Origin of the sequence: Shewanella algidipiscicola, assembly GCF_900380485.1 — a bacterium.
GTDB lineage: Bacteria > Pseudomonadota > Gammaproteobacteria > Enterobacterales > Shewanellaceae > Shewanella > Shewanella algidipiscicola.
In genome coordinates, this window is sequence record NZ_OXJV01000018.1 from 91878 (window position 1) to 112611 (window position 20734).

The 20734-nt window shown below is 46.3% G+C and carries 19 protein-coding genes and 3 pseudogenes; 8 read left to right on the plus strand and 14 right to left on the minus strand.

The annotated features are described in order from the left end of the window. The first annotated feature begins 231 nt into the window (after positions 1-231). A complete protein-coding gene (locus DN599_RS14255) occupies positions 232-570 on the plus strand; it encodes a tyrosine-type recombinase/integrase (RefSeq protein WP_275426007.1) in 339 nt (112 codons plus the stop codon). Next, a pseudogene (locus tag DN599_RS14260) lies at positions 504-1537 on the plus strand (IS91 family transposase). Before DN599_RS14255 ends, DN599_RS14260 begins: the two are co-directional and overlap by 67 nt. A 296-nt stretch (positions 1538-1833) precedes the next feature. Here DN599_RS14260 and DN599_RS14265 read toward each other — a convergent pair. From DN599_RS14265 to DN599_RS14280, 3 genes and pseudogenes are all read right to left on the minus strand, one after another. Beyond that, positions 1834-2139 carry a hypothetical protein gene (locus tag DN599_RS14265; protein WP_110458263.1) on the minus strand — a complete coding sequence of 102 codons (306 nt, stop codon included), beginning with the start codon at positions 2137-2139 and terminating at the stop codon, positions 1834-1836. Between the two features lie 206 nt (positions 2140-2345). Then, positions 2346-3134 (minus strand): annotated as a pseudogene (locus DN599_RS14275) (IS4 family transposase); the annotation flags it as partial. Between the two features lie 232 nt (positions 3135-3366). Continuing rightward, positions 3367-4344, minus strand: coding sequence for a transposase (locus DN599_RS14280; RefSeq protein WP_110458265.1), 978 nt, complete (start codon positions 4342-4344; stop codon positions 3367-3369). A gap of 510 nt (positions 4345-4854) precedes the next feature. Between DN599_RS14280 and DN599_RS14285 the strand changes: the two are divergent. Next, positions 4855-5055, plus strand: a pseudogene (locus tag DN599_RS14285) (transposase); the annotation flags it as partial. A gap of 126 nt (positions 5056-5181) precedes the next feature. On the opposite strand, the gene DN599_RS14290 reads toward DN599_RS14285, so the two are convergent. From DN599_RS14290 to DN599_RS14300, 3 genes are all read right to left on the minus strand, one after another. Next, the gene (locus DN599_RS14290; protein WP_110458266.1) at positions 5182-5865 is read right to left on the minus strand and encodes a DUF6933 domain-containing protein; all 684 of its coding nucleotides are present in this window, start codon (positions 5863-5865) and stop codon (positions 5182-5184) included. Positions 5866-6318: 453 nt separating this feature from the next. Then, positions 6319-6912, minus strand: coding sequence for a cysteine dioxygenase family protein (locus DN599_RS14295; protein WP_110458267.1), 594 nt, complete (start codon positions 6910-6912; stop codon positions 6319-6321). 198 nt (positions 6913-7110) lie between these two features. Then, positions 7111-7500, minus strand: coding sequence for a hypothetical protein (locus DN599_RS14300; protein ID WP_110458268.1), 390 nt, complete (start codon positions 7498-7500; stop codon positions 7111-7113). Between the two features lie 450 nt (positions 7501-7950). Between DN599_RS14300 and DN599_RS14305 the strand changes: the two genes are divergently transcribed. Beyond that, complete coding sequence (locus DN599_RS14305; protein ID WP_110458269.1) at positions 7951-8502, plus strand: DUF2799 domain-containing protein; 552 nt, start codon at positions 7951-7953, stop codon at positions 8500-8502. Between the two features lie 219 nt (positions 8503-8721). On the opposite strand, the gene DN599_RS14310 is transcribed toward DN599_RS14305, so the two are convergent. Together DN599_RS14310 and DN599_RS14315 are read right to left on the minus strand one after the other, a co-directional pair. Continuing rightward, entirely contained in the window at positions 8722-9720 is a 999-nt protein-coding gene (locus tag DN599_RS14310) for a hypothetical protein (protein WP_239473315.1), read from the minus strand. Between the two features lie 256 nt (positions 9721-9976). Beyond that, positions 9977-10909 (minus strand): LysR family transcriptional regulator, encoded by a 933-nt coding sequence (locus DN599_RS14315; RefSeq protein ID WP_110458270.1) that lies wholly within the window; start codon positions 10907-10909, stop codon positions 9977-9979. 159 nt (positions 10910-11068) lie between these two features. Here DN599_RS14315 and trmL point away from each other — a divergent pair, with 159 nt between their 5' ends. Continuing rightward, on the plus strand, positions 11069-11533 hold the full coding sequence (trmL, locus tag DN599_RS14320; protein WP_110458271.1) for a tRNA (uridine(34)/cytosine(34)/5-carboxymethylaminomethyluridine(34)-2'-O)-methyltransferase TrmL: 465 nt from the start codon (positions 11069-11071) through the stop codon (positions 11531-11533). A gap of 112 nt (positions 11534-11645) precedes the next feature. On the opposite strand, the gene DN599_RS14325 is transcribed toward trmL, so the two are convergent. Together DN599_RS14325 and DN599_RS14330 are read right to left on the minus strand one after the other, a co-directional pair. Continuing rightward, positions 11646-13091 carry a M16 family metallopeptidase gene (locus DN599_RS14325; protein WP_110458272.1) on the minus strand — a complete coding sequence of 482 codons (1446 nt, stop codon included), beginning with the start codon at positions 13089-13091 and terminating at the stop codon, positions 11646-11648. After that, on the minus strand, positions 13088-14419 hold the full coding sequence (locus DN599_RS14330; RefSeq protein ID WP_110458273.1) for a M16 family metallopeptidase: 1332 nt from the start codon (positions 14417-14419) through the stop codon (positions 13088-13090). Before DN599_RS14330 ends, DN599_RS14325 begins: the two co-directional genes overlap by 4 nt. 216 nt (positions 14420-14635) lie before the next feature. Here DN599_RS14330 and DN599_RS14335 point away from each other — a divergent pair, with 216 nt between their 5' ends. Further along, positions 14636-15340: a flagellar brake domain-containing protein gene (locus DN599_RS14335; RefSeq protein WP_162599217.1), complete on the plus strand. Its 705-nt coding sequence runs from the start codon at positions 14636-14638 to the stop codon at positions 15338-15340. On the opposite strand, the gene DN599_RS14340 is transcribed toward DN599_RS14335, so the two are convergent. From DN599_RS14340 to DN599_RS14355, 4 genes are all read right to left on the minus strand, one after another. Further along, positions 15330-15980 (minus strand): class I SAM-dependent methyltransferase, encoded by a 651-nt coding sequence (locus DN599_RS14340; protein WP_110458275.1) that lies wholly within the window; start codon positions 15978-15980, stop codon positions 15330-15332. The genes DN599_RS14335 and DN599_RS14340 overlap by 11 nt on opposite strands. 63 nt (positions 15981-16043) lie before the next feature. Continuing rightward, entirely contained in the window at positions 16044-16394 is a 351-nt protein-coding gene (locus tag DN599_RS14345; protein WP_239473316.1) for a hypothetical protein, read from the minus strand. A 589-nt stretch (positions 16395-16983) separates the two neighbouring features. Further along, on the minus strand, positions 16984-17586 hold the full coding sequence (locus DN599_RS14350; RefSeq protein ID WP_110458276.1) for a tRNA-uridine aminocarboxypropyltransferase: 603 nt from the start codon (positions 17584-17586) through the stop codon (positions 16984-16986). Positions 17587-17811: 225 nt separating this feature from the next. Further along, positions 17812-19014, minus strand: coding sequence for a multidrug effflux MFS transporter (locus tag DN599_RS14355; RefSeq protein WP_110458277.1), 1203 nt, complete (start codon positions 19012-19014; stop codon positions 17812-17814). Positions 19015-19133: 119 nt separating this feature from the next. On the opposite strand from DN599_RS14355, the gene DN599_RS14360 reads away from it, so the two are divergent. Next, on the plus strand, positions 19134-20141 hold the full coding sequence (locus DN599_RS14360) for a LysR substrate-binding domain-containing protein (protein ID WP_110458278.1): 1008 nt from the start codon (positions 19134-19136) through the stop codon (positions 20139-20141). A 116-nt stretch (positions 20142-20257) separates the two neighbouring features. Next, on the plus strand, positions 20258-20605 hold the full coding sequence (locus tag DN599_RS14365; protein ID WP_110458279.1) for a hypothetical protein: 348 nt from the start codon (positions 20258-20260) through the stop codon (positions 20603-20605). The last annotated feature ends 129 nt before the right edge of the window (positions 20606-20734 follow it).

The window sequence follows — 20734 nt, forward strand, 5'->3', positions numbered from 1 at the left end:
TGCCGGAATAGGTTTTTATTTATTGATGGTAGCGTTAACTTACATTGTTTTGAATTGCTTGCCGCAGGCTTATGTGCAGATACTGCTGCTACACGCCGTGAATCCATCCGTGGAGGCTCGACGATGGCATCCCTGCCATCAACGTCCGCAGCCGCATCTACACTGGGTTATTCTGTCTCTTCGATTTTGCTTCATTTCGTGCGAGTAGCTAGTTAAAAAGCTAACTCGGTTTTGGACAAAGGCGGCATCCAGAAAGCACTAAAAAAAGTGATTACTGAGTGCAATATTCATAAATCTATCAGCCCGTATAATCTACGCCACAGCTATGCCACTCACTTGCTAGAACAAGGATTAGATCTGCGCTCTGTTCAAAGTCTGCTCGGCCATAACAGCCTAAATACTACTGCACGCTATACACGACTTACCCAGATCACTCGCAAGAACACGGTCGAAGCAATTAACCTGCTGACGGATGGTTTAGCGCTGAAGTGGGAGTGTGGCGTATCAAGTTCGTCGATATTTTACATGCTCATCTTGATGCGTTTAATCAGGCATACGAGCAACAGATAACAACCGCGATGCGACAAGCCATTTATTCGATGCTCAGCTGCCGCACCAATACTGAACGCACGAGTCATTGGGCATGTCAGAGTTGTACTCATACCACTGATTATCCACTCTCATGTGGTCACCGGAGCTGCCCTCAATGCCAGCACAACACCACGGCAGATTCGCTAGCTAAACAACAAACTAAGTTATTGCCCGTTGAGTATTACATGGTGACGTTCACTTTACCTTTTGAGCTTCGAATCATTGCAAAACATCAACCTGAGTTGCTCTATCAAGCTATGTTTTCAGTTGCGGCCAGTGTACTTAAAGACTTTGCACACAACTCAAAATCACTTGGCGGAGAGATAGGTTTCACGGGAGTACTGCATACCCACAGCAGACGCCGAGACTACCATCCGCATCTTCACTTCATCATTCCTGCTGGAAGCTTCAACAAAGACAAAAAGCAGTGGCAAAAAAGCAGAGGTAAATATCTGTTCAACGCCTTTAATCTCGTCACAGTGTGGCGAGCAAGGTTGCTGGAATACCTGACAAATAAGCTAGACATCACACTGCCAGCAGCTACCCCAAAGAAGTGGGTGGTAGATTGCCTGATAAAAATATCATCAGTAATATCGATGGGCACGTCAGCTTCGAGTATCTAGACAGCCAAACTTAAACCAATAAAGTGCGTACCTTACCCGCAATAGAGTTTTTATGGCTGGTGCTGCAACACGTGTTGCCCAAAGGGTTACGCCGAGTACGAGATTATGGATTACTTAGCGGGAACTTCTGCAAACTGAGGCAACAGATACAGCTGCTGCTCGCTGTCGCTGGTGCGGTATTTCCTATAGTAGAGGATACAAAGCACACCGCAGCAATACGGCCTTGTCCCTGCTGCCAACAGCCAATGAAGTTTATGGGAGTACATGAGAATAAGCATGCACGACCGACAAGCTTAAAAACACCGCTAAGCAACACTGCCTAACGCCGCTGTTTAAGCGAGTAAGTTCAAGAATACAGACTTAATAGACCGAAAGAGATGGACTTAAAGGAGGTGATTAAGGCACTGATATAGTGAAGTTAATTAATTAGCTAGCGTTGCTAAGGGATAGTTACGGTTAGCCAAAAGTGTAATTCAAGATCCCGATCTAAACCAGCGTGAACTCTCGCGCCGCTATTTACTATATAAAGGTATCACTTCCTACAAACCCGGGCTTGTTCAACACTCGGGATAAGGACGCGGCTGCGCGCGGCCTATCCTTATTTGTTAGCAGTTTAAGTTTATGCTGAACCAAAACGCTTATCTAATTGAATTGCACAAGCATCAGCCACGGACCAAAATTGTGTAGCTAAAAACTTAAAAATGCCGATATACGCTAAAACAACCAAAGTAGTTAAAAGTGGAACTTGCCCGGCAAAGACTTCTTGCGCAGCTCCCCACATATAAGGAGTAATAGCAGCAAAAAGGATAGCAATTTGAATGGCAGCGTAGCGATAACTAAATTTTACCGCTTTAAGGATTTCTTTACGTGGTTTACTTAATAGAGTGATAAGTAACAATGTAATAGATAACAAAAATTTAGCCATGATCTAATTCCCTTTTTGATTTTTACTCACTATCGCATAGAACATCAGAATTGTAAAAACTGCTAACGCCCAATTAAGGTGTGAGGCACGCAACCACTACGCTCAATTGGAACACCGTAAACACGAAACACGACCCAAACCAAAATTGCCAAGCGTGCTGAATCACTCTTAAATTGTTTGTGTACGCCCAGCACTGTAGGATCCCCTCATAATTCGTTGCCCCAGCAGCCATGGGTTAATGATAACTGGGCTAGTTTTCTCGCAGCTTCAAGCAAATCATCCGCTGATATTGGGTAGTGATGACGTCGTCTTAGCAATTCCTTTCCCATTCTGACTATCGATAGCACCTTACGTTTCTTCACTGTATTGGCTTGAAAATGTCGCTGTAATTGCTGCGTTTCTCCGTATAATCCTACCCACCAAAATGCCAGTTGTACCAGCAAGGCTATGAGCAGCAAGATGTCCATCCTCGCGGCGTACCGTGTTCTGCTATGGCGTAGGCCAAAGCCATACGCTGGACTTTTTAAGTCCCTAAAGGTCTCTTCTATTTGCATTCGCTTTTGGTAAATATTGACCAACTTCTTGGGCGGTATCGCCTCCATTGTTAAGTTCGTCACCAGTGCCCAAGGCTCTTTTGCCGTCAATTCATAGGTCCATTGGGCCGTATGGTGACAGTCGGTTGTCGTACTTCGCTGGCCTTTTCTTCCTTTACTTCGCGCCCTGAATAACACCATGTCGCATAGCAGAGGTTTTTTTACCGACAAGGCCACCCGTCCAACATGTTTTGCTCGACTACTGGCTTGAGGGTATAGCTCTCTTAGTGAAAATTGGCGACCAAAGGGATGCGGCCTATAGACACTCAACCCTCGCGCGCGACCTAGCCAATACCAACCAAGCTGTTCTACTTTTCGAAACCAAGGATTACGAAAGCCCGCGTCAGTGACAATCAGCGGTGTAATGTTGTCGGGTAACACTTTATGGAGTTCATTAAGAAACAAAAAAAGAAGTAAGCCACCCATAGTTAATTAATAACATAGCACCATTATTTGCAGATTACTCCTATGCTGCCCATGATAGGCATCATCAATGAGAAAACTCGTCAAAATGGCAACTGGGGAGGATCTGATAAGTTTGAATTGATGAAAAGAAGACAAAAAGGCAGAATTTAAGGCATCACAAATTGACCTGACTGACAGGCCTAGTACAGAAGTGGGAAGCGGCTAAATACTAGCTGAACTGAAGATGCTGACAACTGCTTGCAAAGTGCCTTCGTCGTTTTTCTAGGTGGGTATAATAGTCATCAAGCTCTTGCAATGAACCAACCGGCCCTCTAAAAAGCTTGCCAAAATCAGTCGTTAATTTTAGCCAGTTTTCGGCGGGGAGATTAAGCCTTTGCAAGATATTTTCAGCACGTTTAGACATAGCGCCTCGTTTATCTTCTCGGATAACTCTTCCGGTTTCATCCACCAACTCAAGGTAATCTTTAAAGCTGAACGCTATGCCTTTCGGTTGTTGTGCTCGCTCATTGCCAATAAACGCCAAAAGATGCTTAGGCTGCTCACCTTTCAGTGCAGCATTAACACGTAATTGGATACTGGTGTAGTCACTGTGCTCTGGAGTACTGGCCATCTTGGCTCTAACAGGGTTTAACTCAACATACGCCATACAAGCTAACAGTGCNGCTTCATCAAGTAAGGCCTGGCTTTTAAAGCGACCCTCCCAAAAATGCCCNGTGCAGTTATCCTCCATGTTGGCTTGCCTAGCGATGGGCTCATTGAGGCAGCGCATAAACCAACTGATATCACTGAGCCTTGAACGATATGTGGCAATAAGGTGTTTTAACTGGCTAACGTAATGCACTTCAATTAGCTCACCTTTGGCAAAGCGTTGAGTTAGGTCATTACCAGTAAACAACTTATNCCACTGTTCAACCACTTGCCTATCTGACCAGTTATTNGCCGTCTCGATATCGATATGAAGCACTAGGTGAAGATGATTACTCATGACACAATAGGCCGCTACATCAATGGCAAACACTTCTGACAGCTTGAGTATTTGGGCTTCAACCCAGCCACGGCGATGGTCATAGTTTTTACCCGTGTATTGGTCTTCTCCGCATAAGAACGCACGGCGAACGACGCGGCTACAACAATGATAATAGGCTGTGTCTTCGATACTTATTTGAGTTCTGCGAGGGCGTGGCATAAAAACCTCCTTGTTCAATGCTCAATCAAAGCATAGCCGGAGGTTAACTTCTGCGCCATTAATGATGGGTGTCTCAGTCTACATACCTTAACGATGGGTGTCTCAGTCTACATACCGACTTATCTATCTCTTCGATTTAGCCGTAATTGGTATCCACAGAACCGTTAAAAGCTAAATTATTTTTGGACAAAAGTATCTTGGCCTTCGAATCAAGGTGTTGGCTTTTTTTGGCTTGTAGCATTTAGAGAGTTGGTTTTTATTGATTGATGGTAGCGTTAACTTACATTGTTTTGAATTGCTTGCCGCAGGCCTTTCGTGCAGGTGCTTCCTCGGCACCGCTGTAAACCCATCCTTGGGCGCTCTGCGATTTCATCCCTGAAATCGAAGGCCTCAGCCGCACCTACACCGACTTATCTATCTCTTCGATTTAACCTTAGTGATATGACTCGGACAATCAAAAGCTAACTTATTTTTGAACCAAGGCTTGTTAGGACTAATATTCTATTTGGTATGCTTTCTAGACGATTTATTATAGAAACAATCAATGACCAGCTAAAAAACAGCTCACAAATAGAGCATACACGCCACCGCAGCGTACATGGTTTCATGCTTAATGTGATAGGTGGTTTAGTGGCTTATCAACTCAAAGAGAATAAGCCACAACTCAATATTACATCAGCAGAATTCAACGTGATTTCAGTGTTACGTTAAACCGATCTGAGGTTAAGTATGCTCAAACTCACTTGATTAATTACCTCTTTTAGCTTGCTCAATGTGCAGAGAAGCTTTTAGGCTGGGAGTGTCAGCAGAGTCGCTACAAAAAGTTATTCTTATTCTCTATTGTCTGTGATGGCTTAACACGATGACATTACTCATATCCACTGGTTGAGGCTTTAATGCCCACTGTTGCCACTGGTTAACAAATTCTTCATTAGGGAAAAAGTGCTCCTTCTTGTGCTTACTATTACGAGGAAACTGACCTGAAAATAAGTTAAAGCCAAGTAGATCAACATCTTCAAGTAACATTCCATCTTCATAGCAGTGACGTTCAAGATGCCAATGAACGTCATTTAGGTGAGCTTGCACGCTACGGTCACTTCGAGGGTGGAAGGCACAGTCATTAACTTCTCTGTCATAATGATCAACACAGTTCTCTACCTCGACCGTATCAACACCGCTTTCATTGGCTAGACTGTGAAAACACGCTTTTAGCATTGGCTCAAAGGTGTTGAGAAACTGATAAATATCACCTTTCTTTCCTGCTAGTACTGTTATACAAAAACGACTTTGATAATCCATCGCCATTAAGTATTTTTTGCGTTTAATGGATACACAATGTAGTACCCACTGCCATTGAAATCCACCATTTTTGTCGGTATCAACACCGTTTGGAAAAACAGGTGTTTCAATCGACTCTGCGATGGTTTTATGTGGCGCAGGCTCTAGATCTGAAACCTTTTGGCCTTGACGCGTAACCGTAAAAAACTCTACTGCGGCTTTGGTGCAGTTAAACACTAGCATTTCGTATTACCTATTTTTGATAGTACTCACCATCTTCATGGTGTTCTATTTTTACTCGCATTACATGCTCACTCACACTAAATTTGAGGAATATTTTATGGTTTATCGCATTATAATAGTTTAGGCAATGAGGATACTGAAAAATGTTAGGGAAAGCAGCGCTGAATTGAAATGGGGTAAAAGTACGTTAGCTTTTAATTCTGAGTTCACACCAAATACGGCTAAATCGAAGAGGCGATAGATATAAGTGTAAGCGCGGCTTTGGCCTTCGAAATCATGGATGATTTCGCAGAGCCCACAAGGACATGCTCGCAACGATATCTCTATCTAAAAGCCAGTTCGACAATCCCTGTCTCTCGTTCATAAGCACGAAGCTAAGCTTCACTCACCGAGCCAATACCCACTCAGCCCAACGCTCAAACCTAGTGTAGACCTGCGACATAAATTAGCAGTCTACTCGGCTTCATGATCCCAAATATTGGGAATTACCTTGCTGGTATACCCAGAAATAAATGGCTTTTTCTGCCCAGTATGAAGGTCATACACATGGCGTTTTACCGCACCGATGTTGGCGCCGTAGACGTGAATGCTGATCGACACACTATCCTTAAGGGCATTAGAAACCTTGTGAATATCGCCAATGCGCGGTGATACGAGATCAACGCCGCCCGTGGGCAAGTGATGTGAACCAATTGCACGCAAGCGAGCGGTTGCAGGGTCTAGTTCAAACTCCTCACAGCGCTCGGCGCCGCGCATAACCCCAACCATGCCCCATACGGTATGATCATGCACTGGGGTCGTCTGCCCCGGCGCCCATACAAAACTCACCACAGAAAAACGCTCCCGCGGATCGCAATAGAGTAAATACTGTTGATACCTGTCCACACTCGGCTGGGCAAACGCTTCGGGCAACCAATCATCATGACGGATAAGTGCTGACAGTAGGTTTTTTCCATCAGCCAAAATACGCACCTCATCATTGCCGGCGTGTTCGATTAAATGGCTAAATGACTGAATAAAATCCCGTAATCTGGCATTGCTTTCCATTACGTCCCCCTAATAAACATGCTCATCAATTAAGCTATCTGGCTGTTCATTGTTGAACTATAACGCTTAAAAACAATAGATAACTCTATATAACTATGGATATGGCCATAGCCGAGTCACCTAAATGAAAAAGGAACCCGAGAGTTCCTTTTGTACTAAATCTATATTTAGTCGATCAATGCTGAAATTAAAAATGTACTACACCGGCTTTTTTTCATCTTTATTTGGGTCGATAAACACTTGAGTAAAGCTAGTGGTTACCCACCTAGCGTCCTTATATACCTGCACATACGTCGTTAACACATTTTCACGCTTTTGAGTGATAGTACGACTATCGCCCTCTTGGGCAACGTCCGGCACTTGATTAATGTTCTTGGTGCGTATTGCGCAATTAGTAGAAGTTAACTCCAGAGTAAGTGCTTGGTTTACATCAAAATCAGGGTCAACCTGTAGAATGCTGTCGGTTTGCAAGGTTAATGCATCATCATAGGTTACTTTAAAGACAGTCTTACACTGAGTGCTAGTGTTCGCTAATACTGACGAACTGACTAGCAGAGTGAGCAGCGCAGCGATATATTTTTTGTTCATTTACAGTCCTTTGCTTGTTGCATTTATGATTCAACATCGTTACATAATCGTTTTTTTACAAAATAAATCAACCATACAGATTACTATCCTTAATAAAATCAGCTATAAGAACTAGCGCTGAATGGTTGAAGTTATCTGCTTTAGTCGCAAATAAAGCTCCATTCAGCCTAATGTATACTCTTCTATAGAGGGCTTTCCATACGTAAACAGGCGCTCCTCATCGCTACCGACTCGCCCAACCAACTGAGTGAAGGACTGAATGAAGCCGCGTAATCTGGCACTGTTTGTCATCACCAATATCCTCCTGCGGGCACGTAAACCGGTGTAGCCCTTGTCAAGCTTAATGGTAAAAATGTATCACCATGTATCATTTCTCCAATTAATCACTGGAGTTGATTCACTCAGTTACATAGAATCGACACCTCCAGTAAAAATACAGTAATTGACAGAATGAAGTATCAACACATTTTATTGGCGTTAAGTGCGCTCGTACTCACCCAGTGCACCTCACTCGATAGCAAACAGTGTCAGCACGCCGATTGGTTTTCTCTTGGACATCAAGACGGTAACAATGGAGGCTATGCCAATAAAATCAATGACTATGCCGAGGATTGTGCCGAATTTGGCATCAGGGTCGATCACGCACAGTGGCGTGAAGGCTACCTCACAGGCCTACAAAATTACTGTCAGCCCGAAAATGGCTACCGCGTTGGCTTAGCCGGAGAAGGCTATGCGGGTGTCTGCTCCAGCAACGCTTTTGTTGAACAATACAATGCCGGTTACCAGCAGCACCAGCTCAACCAACGAGCCGATAATATCCGCATGCGCTTACAGCATATCGATTATGAGATCCGCGATTTGGATCAGAAGTTGACAGCCAGTATCGATAAAGCCGCGACTCTAGAAAAGAAAAAACAACTGCTGAATGAAAAAGACCGGTTAGTCAACGAGCTTAGATACCTTCACAATGGGCATGATGTCATGTTCAAATGGCAACTCTAACAATCACTCCTTTTGTTAAATAACCCATTTCCATTCGCAGCCACTTGGGCTTTCAATTCTGAGCGCATTGGCTTACTAAGTAACTCACTGTAAAGTTAAGTCAATGCAACAACAAAGACGGGCCTGAAGGCACTCGATCCGCGCAGTATAGTGCCGTCATATATCACAACACCGCCCACCGCAACCCACCATGCGTCGATAAAGTTGCTGTGTCGGCTATCACATCGGTGGCTTTATGCCGGGTGAGTGACAGGCTTTTACAATGAAGCTGTAACCATAAGGCATACTATTATCTAGAGCAATTTCGACCACTTCATAATCATTAAGCTCTACGACTTTACTGTTTTCAGATTTTTCACAACGTGAGTAACTATTGGCTTCAAAGTTATAGGCAAAAAGGGCGATCAAACGCTTGCTGCGCTCGAAGTAGCCTTTGGTATCGATAAAAGAAAACACGGCATTAGCAATTTCGGTATCGCCTTCATCCCCACCATCCCCCCTAACCGATGGCTGTCCATCGAGTGCTTTAGACTCTGTATGCTGCTCTATCTGCTCGGATAATTGCTCAATGACTTGCTCTTGTTGTTCCTTAGGCTTGACCGATAATGGCTGGCTTTGCGAAAAGCTGCTCGAAATATCATCGACAATGTCGGCCGTAGGCTTACCGTCGACAAACGCAAAAATATTGATCATCACGACACTGGAAAGCACAAAGCGTAATAAGGCCGTTAACAAGGGAGAATAACTTTGCGTAATGAACTTGATGCGGTCAGATCCAAAAGGCTTAATCAACAATAGAAAGATAATATACAAAGGCAAAAATAATTGCAGGGCCAGCAAGGTGGCAAGGGTGATCCCGAGCGCCCATGGCGGTAAATAAATTAAGGTGGCAAAGTTATGGGTATAATTTAATTGGTTTGCCGAAACCATGGTGACTTCATTGACAATGCCGCTGGCGCTGGCAAGTACAAAATTGGCGACGGTTGCGTAGAAGATTAATATCAGTGCTTTACCAGCAAGTGAATGCCAAAGTTGATTAAACTTAGGCCAAAACTCGACGGTTAAGGCAACGATGGTTAACGCCGTACAGAGCCAGCCCGATTGCAGCACAAGCAGACTGGTTAAGGCTAATAAATACAGCTTCTGTGCCGTACTTAAATTAAACCAAATAGCCTGACCTCGCTTAACAATGCCTCTAATACGCTCTTGCCAGCTCATTTGTTGTTGCTTGAGCTGTCTATTGGCACGCCATTTGGCTATTTTTATGTACCTTTGCACATGCATCCTTACGCATTAAGCCGCTTTCAATTAATTAATGGGAGTCATCATGCCAATAAGTAAAGCGCATGTTTGGCAATCTCTTCATCTGTATCGAGATTAATCGCATCGACCATTACAAAACAATAACATAAAAGGCTTTGTGTTTGCGTTCAAGCGACAAGAGAGAGTTTAACCCTAAAAAATCCCCATCCTTTCATTCAAACGCCACTAGACTACATTCAACTATCTGTTGATAGAGCCAACGCAAAGCGGGATCATTCATACTCTGACGCTGCCAAACCAGACTGTAGGCGACCTTGCCATAATCGAATGGTAGCGCTTTAGTGACTAACCCTTTGGCCTGCAAAGCGGTATTGGCCCAATGACGCGAGCAGGTAAACAGCAGTTCACTGTGATGACACATTAACGCCGCACTGCCAAAGTCGGGCACCACTACAGGGGTCGCCCGCTGGCGTGACTGCTGAGCTAACTGCATCTCAAAGAAGGGAATGTTTAAGTCGGCATCGCTTATTCCCACATGACTAAAATCTAAGTAATCGGCCATGGTAATGGTCTCTTGATGAGCCAATGGATGCGCCGGACTCATTAAACATACCATCTGATCATCAATTAAGGTTTCCCACACCAAGTCTTGCTGGGTGATAGGCGGCTGGCTGCGATCATGGGGCAAGATGATGAAATCCAGTGTTCCCTGCACTAAACCGTCGAAACCTATTCCCTCCTTGGCACAGATGGTTAAGCGAATATTGGGCGCCATCTTCAGCACCTGGGCAGTTAACTTCGCGGCGAGCAGTTCAAAGGTGCTTTCACGCATGGCTAATGAGAAACAGCCCTCATACAGGGCAGGATTAAACGCCTCTTGGCTGACCATCTGGTTCATATCATTAATGATTTGATGCACACTCGGCCCAAGTCGACGGGCAACAGGCGTGGCAACCAACTTATTACCATTACGGTAAAACAACTCGTCATCTAAGCTATTGCGCAGTTGGCTTAGGGTCTTACTCACCGTTGATGGGCTAAGGCACAGCCGCCGAGCGCTGTCAGTCACACTCAAGGTGTCCAGCATCACGTGCAACGTGATTAAGTGTTTCATGCTAATACGTGAGAGTTTAGCCAGCTCCATATCTATCTCATCTAATTAATAACCGCCTAAGGCAATATAACCCTAAATGCCGACTATGTTGATGGCGATGATGAGATTCACGATCCCACTCACAGTGACGTTTTCCACCATCGACTTTTACCGTATAATCGCCGCTCATCAATCCAAAGGTAGGCCAGCATGTTCCATATCGCCCTTTATGAACCCGAAATCGCCCCTAACACAGGCAACATCATTCGCTTATGTGCTAATAATGGCTGCCAACTGCACTTAATTGAGCCACTTGGATTTGATTTAGAAGAGAAAAAGCTGCGCCGCGCGGGTTTAGACTACAGCGACTTAACCCGGGTGACTCGCCACAAAGACTTTGCCAGTTTTCTCGAGGCGATGGCAGGTAAGCGCATAATGGCGTGCACCACAAAAGGCAGCCGTCCACACAGCGAACTGAGTTTTGAGAAAGATGACGTGCTGTTGTTTGGCCCTGAGACCCGCGGTTTACCGATGGAGATCATCGAATCCTTACCGACCACACAACGCCTAAAAATCCCCATGGCAGGTAGCAGTCGCAGCTTAAATCTGTCTAATGCGGTAGCGATCATCAGCTATGAAGCCTGGCGTCAAATTGGCTACGAAGGCGCGCTTTAACTCTTGAGCGCCTATAAGCAGCGCTAATCGCCAATCATAAAAAAGCCCCTGTAATTTAAGGTTACTGGGGCTTGTTATTTAACAGCAAGGTCTGCACTGCTAGGATGTAGACTTACTGGGCAAATCCAACGGCATCAATTTCAACCTGCTTAACCTCGCCATATTGCGCCGCAACATCGGCAATCTTGCTGGCATTACCAATTAACACATATTGCAGCTTATCCTGCGGAAAGTAACGACTGATTAAGCGCTGGCTTTCGGCAATGGTCAGGCCATCGACCTTGGCTTGAAACTCGTTGATATAACTGTCGTCGAAACCGTACAAATACATGTCGGACAACAGAGCAGCCAATTGACCACTGGTCTCAAATTTAGGCGGAAACTGCCCTTTAACATAGGCTTTGGCCGAGTCTAAGGTGGCCTGATCTATCCCTTTCTGCCACAATCTCGCGTAGGTCTTTAAGGCCAAATCGATGGCATCTTTGGTGGTTTCACTCTTGGTAAAGGTGCTAATTTTAAACACCCCGCCCTGAGAATAAGCGGTAAAACCTGAGCGAGCACCATAGGTTAGGCCGGCATTAACCCTTAATTCATCATTTAACCATGAGGTAAAGCGACCGCCCAATATGGTATTCACCACTTGTAAGCCAACCAAATCAGGATTATCCCGCGTGACCCCTTTGCCACCTATCAAGAAGGTAGTTTCAATGGCATCGCCCTTATTCACCAGCAAGACGTTACTCTGGTCTAACGCCGGCTGTCCTTGGGCTAAAGTGGGCATTTGAATCGCTTCACCATTTTGCCAATCGCTAAACAAGCTGGCTAGCTTGGCTTTCATGACTGCTGGGGAAAAGTCTCCCACCACAGTGATAGCGGCGTTGCGCGGTTGATAATAGCTTTTATGAAACGCTCTAAGCTGAGAGATAGTAAGCTGCTCCAGCGAGGTACGCGTCCCAGAAGTGGGATTACCATAAGGGTGTTGGCCAAATATTAGCTTATCGAAATAGCGACCAATCACATTGCGAGGGCTCTCTTTCGCTTGCGCTAACGCAGCCATTTCACGCTGACGCAACTTATCAAACTCCTCGGCAGAAAAATCAGGCATCACCAATAGGTCTCGCACCAATGGCAACATCTTATCGCTATCTTTCGCCATAAAGTCAGCGCCAATATAGGTGCCCTCTTTGCCTGCGCTGGCCCCAATTGACGCCCCGAGGAAATCGACCATCTGTTCGATGTCGGCTTTTGACTGACCATTAGCGCCAAGCAGTAAAGACTGCGCCGTCATCAGCGCCACACCAGAAGTTGTATCGTTAACTGCGCCTGCACGCACCACGGCATTAACGGTAATTAAGGGAACCTCCGTCTGCGGCATTAAATAAACAGTTAAGCCATTATCGAGTTGATAACGCTCATAAGCGGGCATCTTAAAGCTGGCACTGTCAGACACAGGCGCTTGAGTCGTCGCACAACCAGACAAGCCTAGCGTGGTCGCCAGCAGCGCAGTCAGCGCTAAGGTCGACAACTTGGCTGGCATTTGGCTCATAAATTGCTTCATTGGTCACTCTCCTCTGTGGCCGCCAATACGGCAACGGTGCGGTTGGCACGACGTAAATAGGTTTGCGCTACACGTTGAATATCATCTGGGGTGACCTTGTTATAGGACTCAGGCGCGTTAAATAACTGAGCATAATTGCCAAAGTAAAGCTCATAGGTACCTAAGGTATTGGCTTTACCATTGATGGTTTCCATCGAGCGATAGAAGTCCATCAATTTGATATTTTTAACCTTGTCTAATTCGTGCTGGCTAACGCCTTCACGCGCAACGCGGTTAATTTCGCTTATCATGCTTTTTTCTAGTTCGGTAGCGGTGATCCCTGGATTTGCCACCCCCATGACGTAAAACAAGTTAGGGTCAAAACTCATCGGCATATAGGTTTCGACTTCTATCGCCACCTGCTGCTCAACCAAGCCTTGATAGAGGCGCGAGCTATTGCCTGAGGTCAAAATAGAGGACAAGAGATCCAGTGCATAATAATCGGCATGGGTCGTGGCGGGCACATGATAGCCCAGCATCACGTTAGGCGTACTGACCGAGGCCTTGTGCACATAGACGCGGCGCTCACCTTTTTGCAGCGGCTCCACGGTTTTCACTTCGCGCGGCGGCGCTTGGGCTGGAATTGGCGCAAAGTACTTATTGGCTAAGGCTTTCACTTCATTGAGTTTAACATCGCCCGCAATCACCACCACCGCATTATTAGGTGCATAGTAGGTCTTATGGTATTGCACTAAATCGTCTAGGGTCCAGGCGGAGATATCCGATTCATGGCCTATCACAGACCAACTGTAAGGGTGCGCTCTAAACGCGACGCCCTTAAGCTCTTCTTGTATGGTGCGCCAGTTGGAGTTTTCTAGCCCTGTGGTGCGCTCGGAGGTCACCACGCCGCGCTCACTTTCTACCATTTCGGCATTGATATCCAGATGCGCAATGCGATCGGCTTCGAGGTCAAAAATGGTCTCTAGCGCGCTGGCAGGAAACCAGTCGGTATACACAGTGACGTTTTCTGTGGTGTAAGCATTATTGGCTCCCCCCGCGGCTTCCATGGTTCTATCAAACATCTTAGGACCATATTTTTTTGAGCCGTTAAACATCATATGTTCGAAAAAGTGAGAAATTCCGGTAATGCCGGGAACTTCATTACGCGAGCCGACTTTCCAAAATAGGTACATGTTGGCATTGGGGATAGAAGCATCTTCTAACACCATGATCTTCATGCCGTTATCGAGTGTAAAGCTTTGTATATCATCGACTTGTGTCGCCTGTGCGGCCGCAGCAGTACATAACACTGCTATCGACACCCCCAGCGCGATAATTGTTCGCATCATCAGTGGTTCCCTCGTTGCGCAACTAAAACATCCAAATTTTACCAATCCCTCAATAGACTAAGGTATCGGCACCCAGCTGACTATTAGCGGTGAAACGCCGATTAAGATCAAGTGCATAGGGAATAAACTGCACAACTTAATTGTAACTTATTGCTTTTTTGCTACTCTAATTAGCCAGAACTACTGCTTTTACCGCACGTAACATGGAGTTTAATCGTGTCACCTACCGCAGATGTTAACTTTGCCTACCTCAATCGCCTGAGCTGTAACACGGAGGTGCAGTTGCAACTATTAACACCGATACAACAGATAAGATTGCGCACTCGCTTGATTGGTATCGATCCCCATAATGGAGTGATCTTAGCGCTTGGGTATGACAAACAGTGGCAAGCGGCGAAGTTACTCATCACCCAAGGACAAAATGTGGTGGTGCGTATTATCAACAGCGAAGACCCTGAGGCCAATATTTTGGCCTTTAGAAGCCAAATAAAGGCAGTGCTAAGCAGCTCAGGACGATGGTTAGTGGTTAAATACCCAAATCAATTGCAAAGCGTTACCTTACGCCAACATGCTCGCATTCCCATCTTTGTGGAAGCATCGCTACATAATCCAAGTCAAGATAGCTACGATGCTCTCCCCATTTCTAGCGGTTTTTTACAGGACATTTCAGTTAAAGGCGGTGGCTATATTGGTATAGGAGTCAATTCCTTAACTTTAGAACAGCGCTGTTACCTGCAAGTAAAGACCCAGCAAGAACAGCCGTTACAAGCTGTACCTATTATCATTAAAAATATTCAAACTCCTAGCGATGACAGTGCCGAATATCAATATGGTTTTACCATCGAGGATAACGATGCAAAGGTGAAATCATTTTTACAACAAGTCATATTAAGCCACCTTTTTCAAGAGCCTAGCTCTTAGCTAGTGCCGTTTTGGTAAAAAAAACCACATCGTTGTCAATCACCTCTAACTGCCACTGCAACTGCCGAGCAATCCACTCAAAGGTGGCAATGCTGTAAAAACGGATATGGGTCAAATCGTTCTTATAGTGCCAGCGGGCAAATTCCTCGGCGCCCAAGACTCGTTTAGTCATGATAGCCAGTACCCCATTAGGTTTGAGTAAGGCGTCTAATTGCTGCAGCAATGCCGCACTGTCGGCGACATGCTCAATCACCTCGGTCATGGTAATAAAGTCATATTGGCGCGCTAACAGCTCAGGATGATTAAAGTAATACAGGTCATAATTGGCCATAGTGATACCTGCATCGTCAGCCATCACACTGATGGTTGGCCCTGGGCCACAACCAAAATCCAACCCTTGCATTGTAGGTGTCAGCCGCGGCAATAGCGGGCTCCAAGTACGGCTTAAAAAACGGCGATAGCCCAAATCGTCACTATTATTTTGATGATTATCGTAAAACGCTTTCTCGTCGGCGGCGCTGAGCAGGTACTGGTCGGGCACAGTGACCAGCTGGCACACAGCGCAGATAACATAGGCGCGTTGCTTATCTTGATAAAATTCAGTTAAAGATGGGCTCTTACATAAAGGACAACAACTCACGGTATTTCCTATTTCAATGATCCACGTTAAGGGTCGCCCGCACACTAGGTATGCTAATTCGCCCTAAGGTTGCGGGATTTTACGCGTTTTTGCCGCCGCTTCGGCCGCTTCACGTAAATATTTTTGTTCGCGGGTTTCGCGCTGATTAAATTCGGCTTGCGCCTTAGCCCTTTGTTCTGCTTGCCATTCGCCTGCTTCTTGGCGCTGCAATACTTCTTGCTGACGCTGCTCTGTCTCGCTCGCCGCTTGGCGCGCCTTGGCTAATTGATCTTGCTCGGTTTGTCGCGATAGCGCCTCGGCCGTTGCGGTTTTGTCACTTAGGCTAAGATTCTCTTTGGCCATTACGGCGCCGCTGCACAGCAAACAACAGCTGATCAATATCGATGTCATGCGATGTTGTGTACGAAGCATCATTTTTCCTCAAATCCTATGTGTGATAAACGATGAATATCAATGCGATAAATTGCTAAGCGCAGCCTAAAAACGATAGTCACTCGCTTAATATCAGCTCCCTTGTAGCCAAGAATAAACCGCTGACTTAACGTGTCGATATTACATGCTGCTTGCTCGGGATGGTAGCGGCTTATTATTGGAATAGAGTCTGTTACCCGCTCGCGCACTTAACGCAAGCCATGGCAACATGTCGGTTTTATTGAGCGGATTGCTCAAGCCCAGTAAGCGCTCAACGCCGCCACTCGCTTGGTAAAGCTCGTTAGGTAAATAAGCCTAGTGGAAAATTAAGAGAGGGGAGGAAAATAAGCCTAGAGCGCAAGATAATGGTAAGTAATATGATGGTGAAAACCCGGTTTGGGCTTGTCACGTCGCCAGAAACCGGTAGCCGAGTCAGTCACTGCCTCCCTGCATGGACAGTGACTGACACAACGACCAAACCACTTGCACACAAGTGATGGCATCATTAAACATCAGTTGTAATCCGATTGTCGTGACCCAGTACTAAATTGTTAGCGTGGCCACGGCGGTAGATCACACATTTTTAGGTCAATTAGTCATTTTGACCATAACGTGCCCTAACAGCCACAGGCATGGCATTGAGGCGTTGCTCGACTAATGCCGCCAAGGCATCATTAAGAGGTGATACATCGACATTAGGCGACACCGCCTTTATAGCCAGTGCAGCCGCCTCTAAGGTCGACAAGCTGTCGTCACGCTTAGCTTTTCTAATCGTGTAATGGGAAGGGGCATCAAGCTCCAGATGCAGCGCCGGGTACTGTTGCAACCAAGGGTTGAGCTGCAATAACTTATAGGCTTTACGCCAGGTGCCATCGAGCAACAACAGCACAGCATCGGATGCCATTCTCTGCTGAGTAATGCTTTGGCTATGCTCTGAGGGATAGAGTAAATATATCGGCTTATCCACACTGTCGAGATAGGCCTTAAGCGCGGCAAAATCACTTGGTGTTTCCCCCACCTCGACACGCAGCGGCTGAAGCACGGCTTTCATTAACTTGACGCTATTTTTAGCATGCTTAACTTCGCCGGGATCTTGCAGAACAATGAGTTCAAGCGACGTCGACATGGGCCTAATATGGGCGCACAGGCAGGCATTTAACGGGTATTGGCATTGTTCACACAGGACTCGACTCACAACAGGCTCTATTTCGATAATCACACTGACGTTAAGTTTACCAAACCACGCCCCTCAGCGCGCCTATATTGAACCGTTAGTGGATACCCCTTGGGAGAATATTGATAAAAAAAAGCCTGCGCTTAAGGTCACTCCACGCAGGCAAAAGGGTTAGGTTGTCATTATCCGCGAGGGGGCTATCTGCCAGCGGCAGCCTTTGGCATCAAAGGCATAGACATAAATAACTTAATGAGCATGTTGCTCTTGGTGGCAGTTGTCGAACCGGCTCATGCCCATCAGAGCCAGCAATAGGGTTGCTAATCCTCCCGTCACAACAATCACCGCATAGGGCGCCGTTAAATCAGTTTGCTGAATGAGACCGGCAATGAGCGAGGCACCACTCATCTGAATAAACCCCAGCATCGCCGCGGCAGTACCGGCACGCTCACCAAAAGCCGACAGCGCCATACTCGTCGCAGGACCAAGCAATAAAGCAAAACCAATACACAAGATCATCATAGGCAACATAAAGCCAAACGCCGCAGGCAAGCCCGTCTGTGGTCCCCATAACTGCATCGCCAACTCCAACACGGCAGCTGCCAATAAAGCCAGTAACGCTAGGATAACGGTGGGGCGATTACCTAAACGGCTAATCACCATTGGAGCGGCAAAACAGGCAATAATATTGACCACGGCATTGAGAGCAAACAAACCACTAAACGTCAGCTCTGACACACCCAAACGCTCGATAAGCCACACCGGAGAGTATGATACATAGCACAAAATAGCGGCCATACCAGCCATACAGGCGACGGCATAAAATAGGAAGTGAGGCTCACGCAATATCGGCTTATAGCGAGCCCAGCGATACAGTGGCCCAGTGGTTACCGTACTGGCGGGGCGAGTTTCAGGCAGGCGATAACCCACAATCACCATCATCAACAAGCCATACAAGGCCATAAAGATAAAGGTTGAACGCCAGCCAAACTGCAATGCCAGTAATCCGCCTAGGGTCGGAGCTAAGGCAGGGATCACGCAGATAACACCATTGATATAGCTATAATAACGCGCCCCTTCTTTAGGGGTAAAACTATCGCGGATCGCACTAAAGACCACAATAGAGGTTGAACAGGCAGCTAAGCCTTGCAGCACACGAGCCAGTTGCAACCAATGGAACTCCATCGCCACCACAGCCATAAAGCTACTGGCGATATAGAGCAAAATACCGCCCATAGCAACTGGGCGACGGCCGTAACGGTCTGCTAATGGACCGATCAGGATCTGCCCGACCCCCATGGCAAATAAAAACAGCACTAAGGTCGATTGCACCTGACTAGCCGATACGGCGAATTCTGCCGCCATGGTTGGCATCGAAGGCAGATAGATGTCGATGGCCAGTGGGCTGAGCACCACCATCATCATTAAAATAGGTAACAAATTACGACGCATGAGGTTTCTTTAATCTCTGTAAGTTAATCGGAAGTGTGCTAGACGGGCATTTTAAATCAGTGCTGTTATGAATAGAAATGGTATAATTTCAAAAGCTAATTTCCTTTAAGGAATATCTAATGAATCTCGACAATTTGGCTCGTATCGATCTTAACTTACTGGTGATACTGCAAGTCTTACTCGAAGAACGCAGCGTGACTCGCGCTGCCATTCGGTTACACGTCAGCCAATCGGCATTGAGTAAGAGCTTAAACCGCCTGCGAGACACCTTGGACGATCCGCTATTTATTCGTACCGCACACGGCTTAAGACCCACCGCCCATGCCATGCACCTTGGGCAACAACTGCCCACCATGTTGCAGGGGCTTTATCAGTTGACTCAGCCGCCCAATTTCGAGCCTGCTAGCAGTAACCGCCAATTTTCTTTTGCCATGGTGGAAAGCGCCTACGAAACCCTGATCCCCTACTTTATTGGTCCGTTACTTTATAATGCACCTAACTTGCGCCTAGACTCTTACCTCTGGCTAGAAAAGTCACTGCCTGCATTACAGCAAGGACAGATAGACTTTGGCATCACAGGCCGCGACCTCAGCCCGCAATCGGATCTGATTATCGAGCGCCTACCCGAAGGCATTGCCCACCAAACCCTATTTAAGGATCATCAGGTCTGCCTCGTACGGCATGGGCACCCGATCCTCGCACTCGTCAACAGTGATGCATGGAGCCTAGCCGTATACTTAGAGATGTCTCATGTACAGGTGCGTTGCGAGGGCAATGAGTGGTGGGCACTCGACTATTTTTTGGCTAACCTGGGCCACCGCCGTCACTTAAGCACAACGGTGCCAGACTTTTATGGTGCCGCCAGTGTTTGCGCCCATAGCGATCTTATTTTTACCCTGCCCTCTAGCTTTGCTAGCCACGCACAGAAACTCTACCCCTTAGTGGAATTACCCTTGCCTCTGGAATTTTCGCCTTTAGCCTACGTCTTACTCTGGCATGAACGTAATAATGAGGATCCTGGACACAAATGGATACGAGAAACCATTTGCAAAAGCGTAGCGCAGGCCTTTAATCAAGCCGATGCAAATGATTCAGCACACATTAAGCCTAATGAGCTTATCATCTGATATTGCAGAGTCTGCCGAGACACTCGCTGCCAGCTCGCACTAAGATTAAGCTAATTTAACGTGATCTCTGCCGCCTAAATAGGCAGAATTAAGCCTAAGCAAATTCAGGAGAAACTATGATTTATCATCAATTTCAGCAAAATCCTTTGCAACATAGGTTCACTGGCACCAAAGGGTGGTTGGCATTTGCTATCGGTTTAGTTGTGATGACATTGGTCTTGCTAGCGCTGCCCTTTATCATCTTAACCGCGGCGGTGAGTTTGGTTGTGTTAAGCGTTTTTGGGCGTTTATTTTTAAAGCGCCAACTGGCTAAGTTTCGCCAATATTCGCCAGCGCAAGATGAGATGCCTCATCAAGCTCAGCGCCGCCATACCCAAGCGGAATACTTTGAACAACAGGCGCCGTTTTCCGCTAAGCGCGCCCCTCGCCAAGGCCGAACCTTCGACCATGATCCTAATGAGTAAGTCTGTACTAGCTGAGGCCATTGGCCTCAGCTAGATGGCATAAATGCACTCAATCAGTATTTAATAGCACCAAAACTTACCGGCAAACTCACCTCTAAGCTCAAGCTATCCAAGCCAATTTATGCCCCA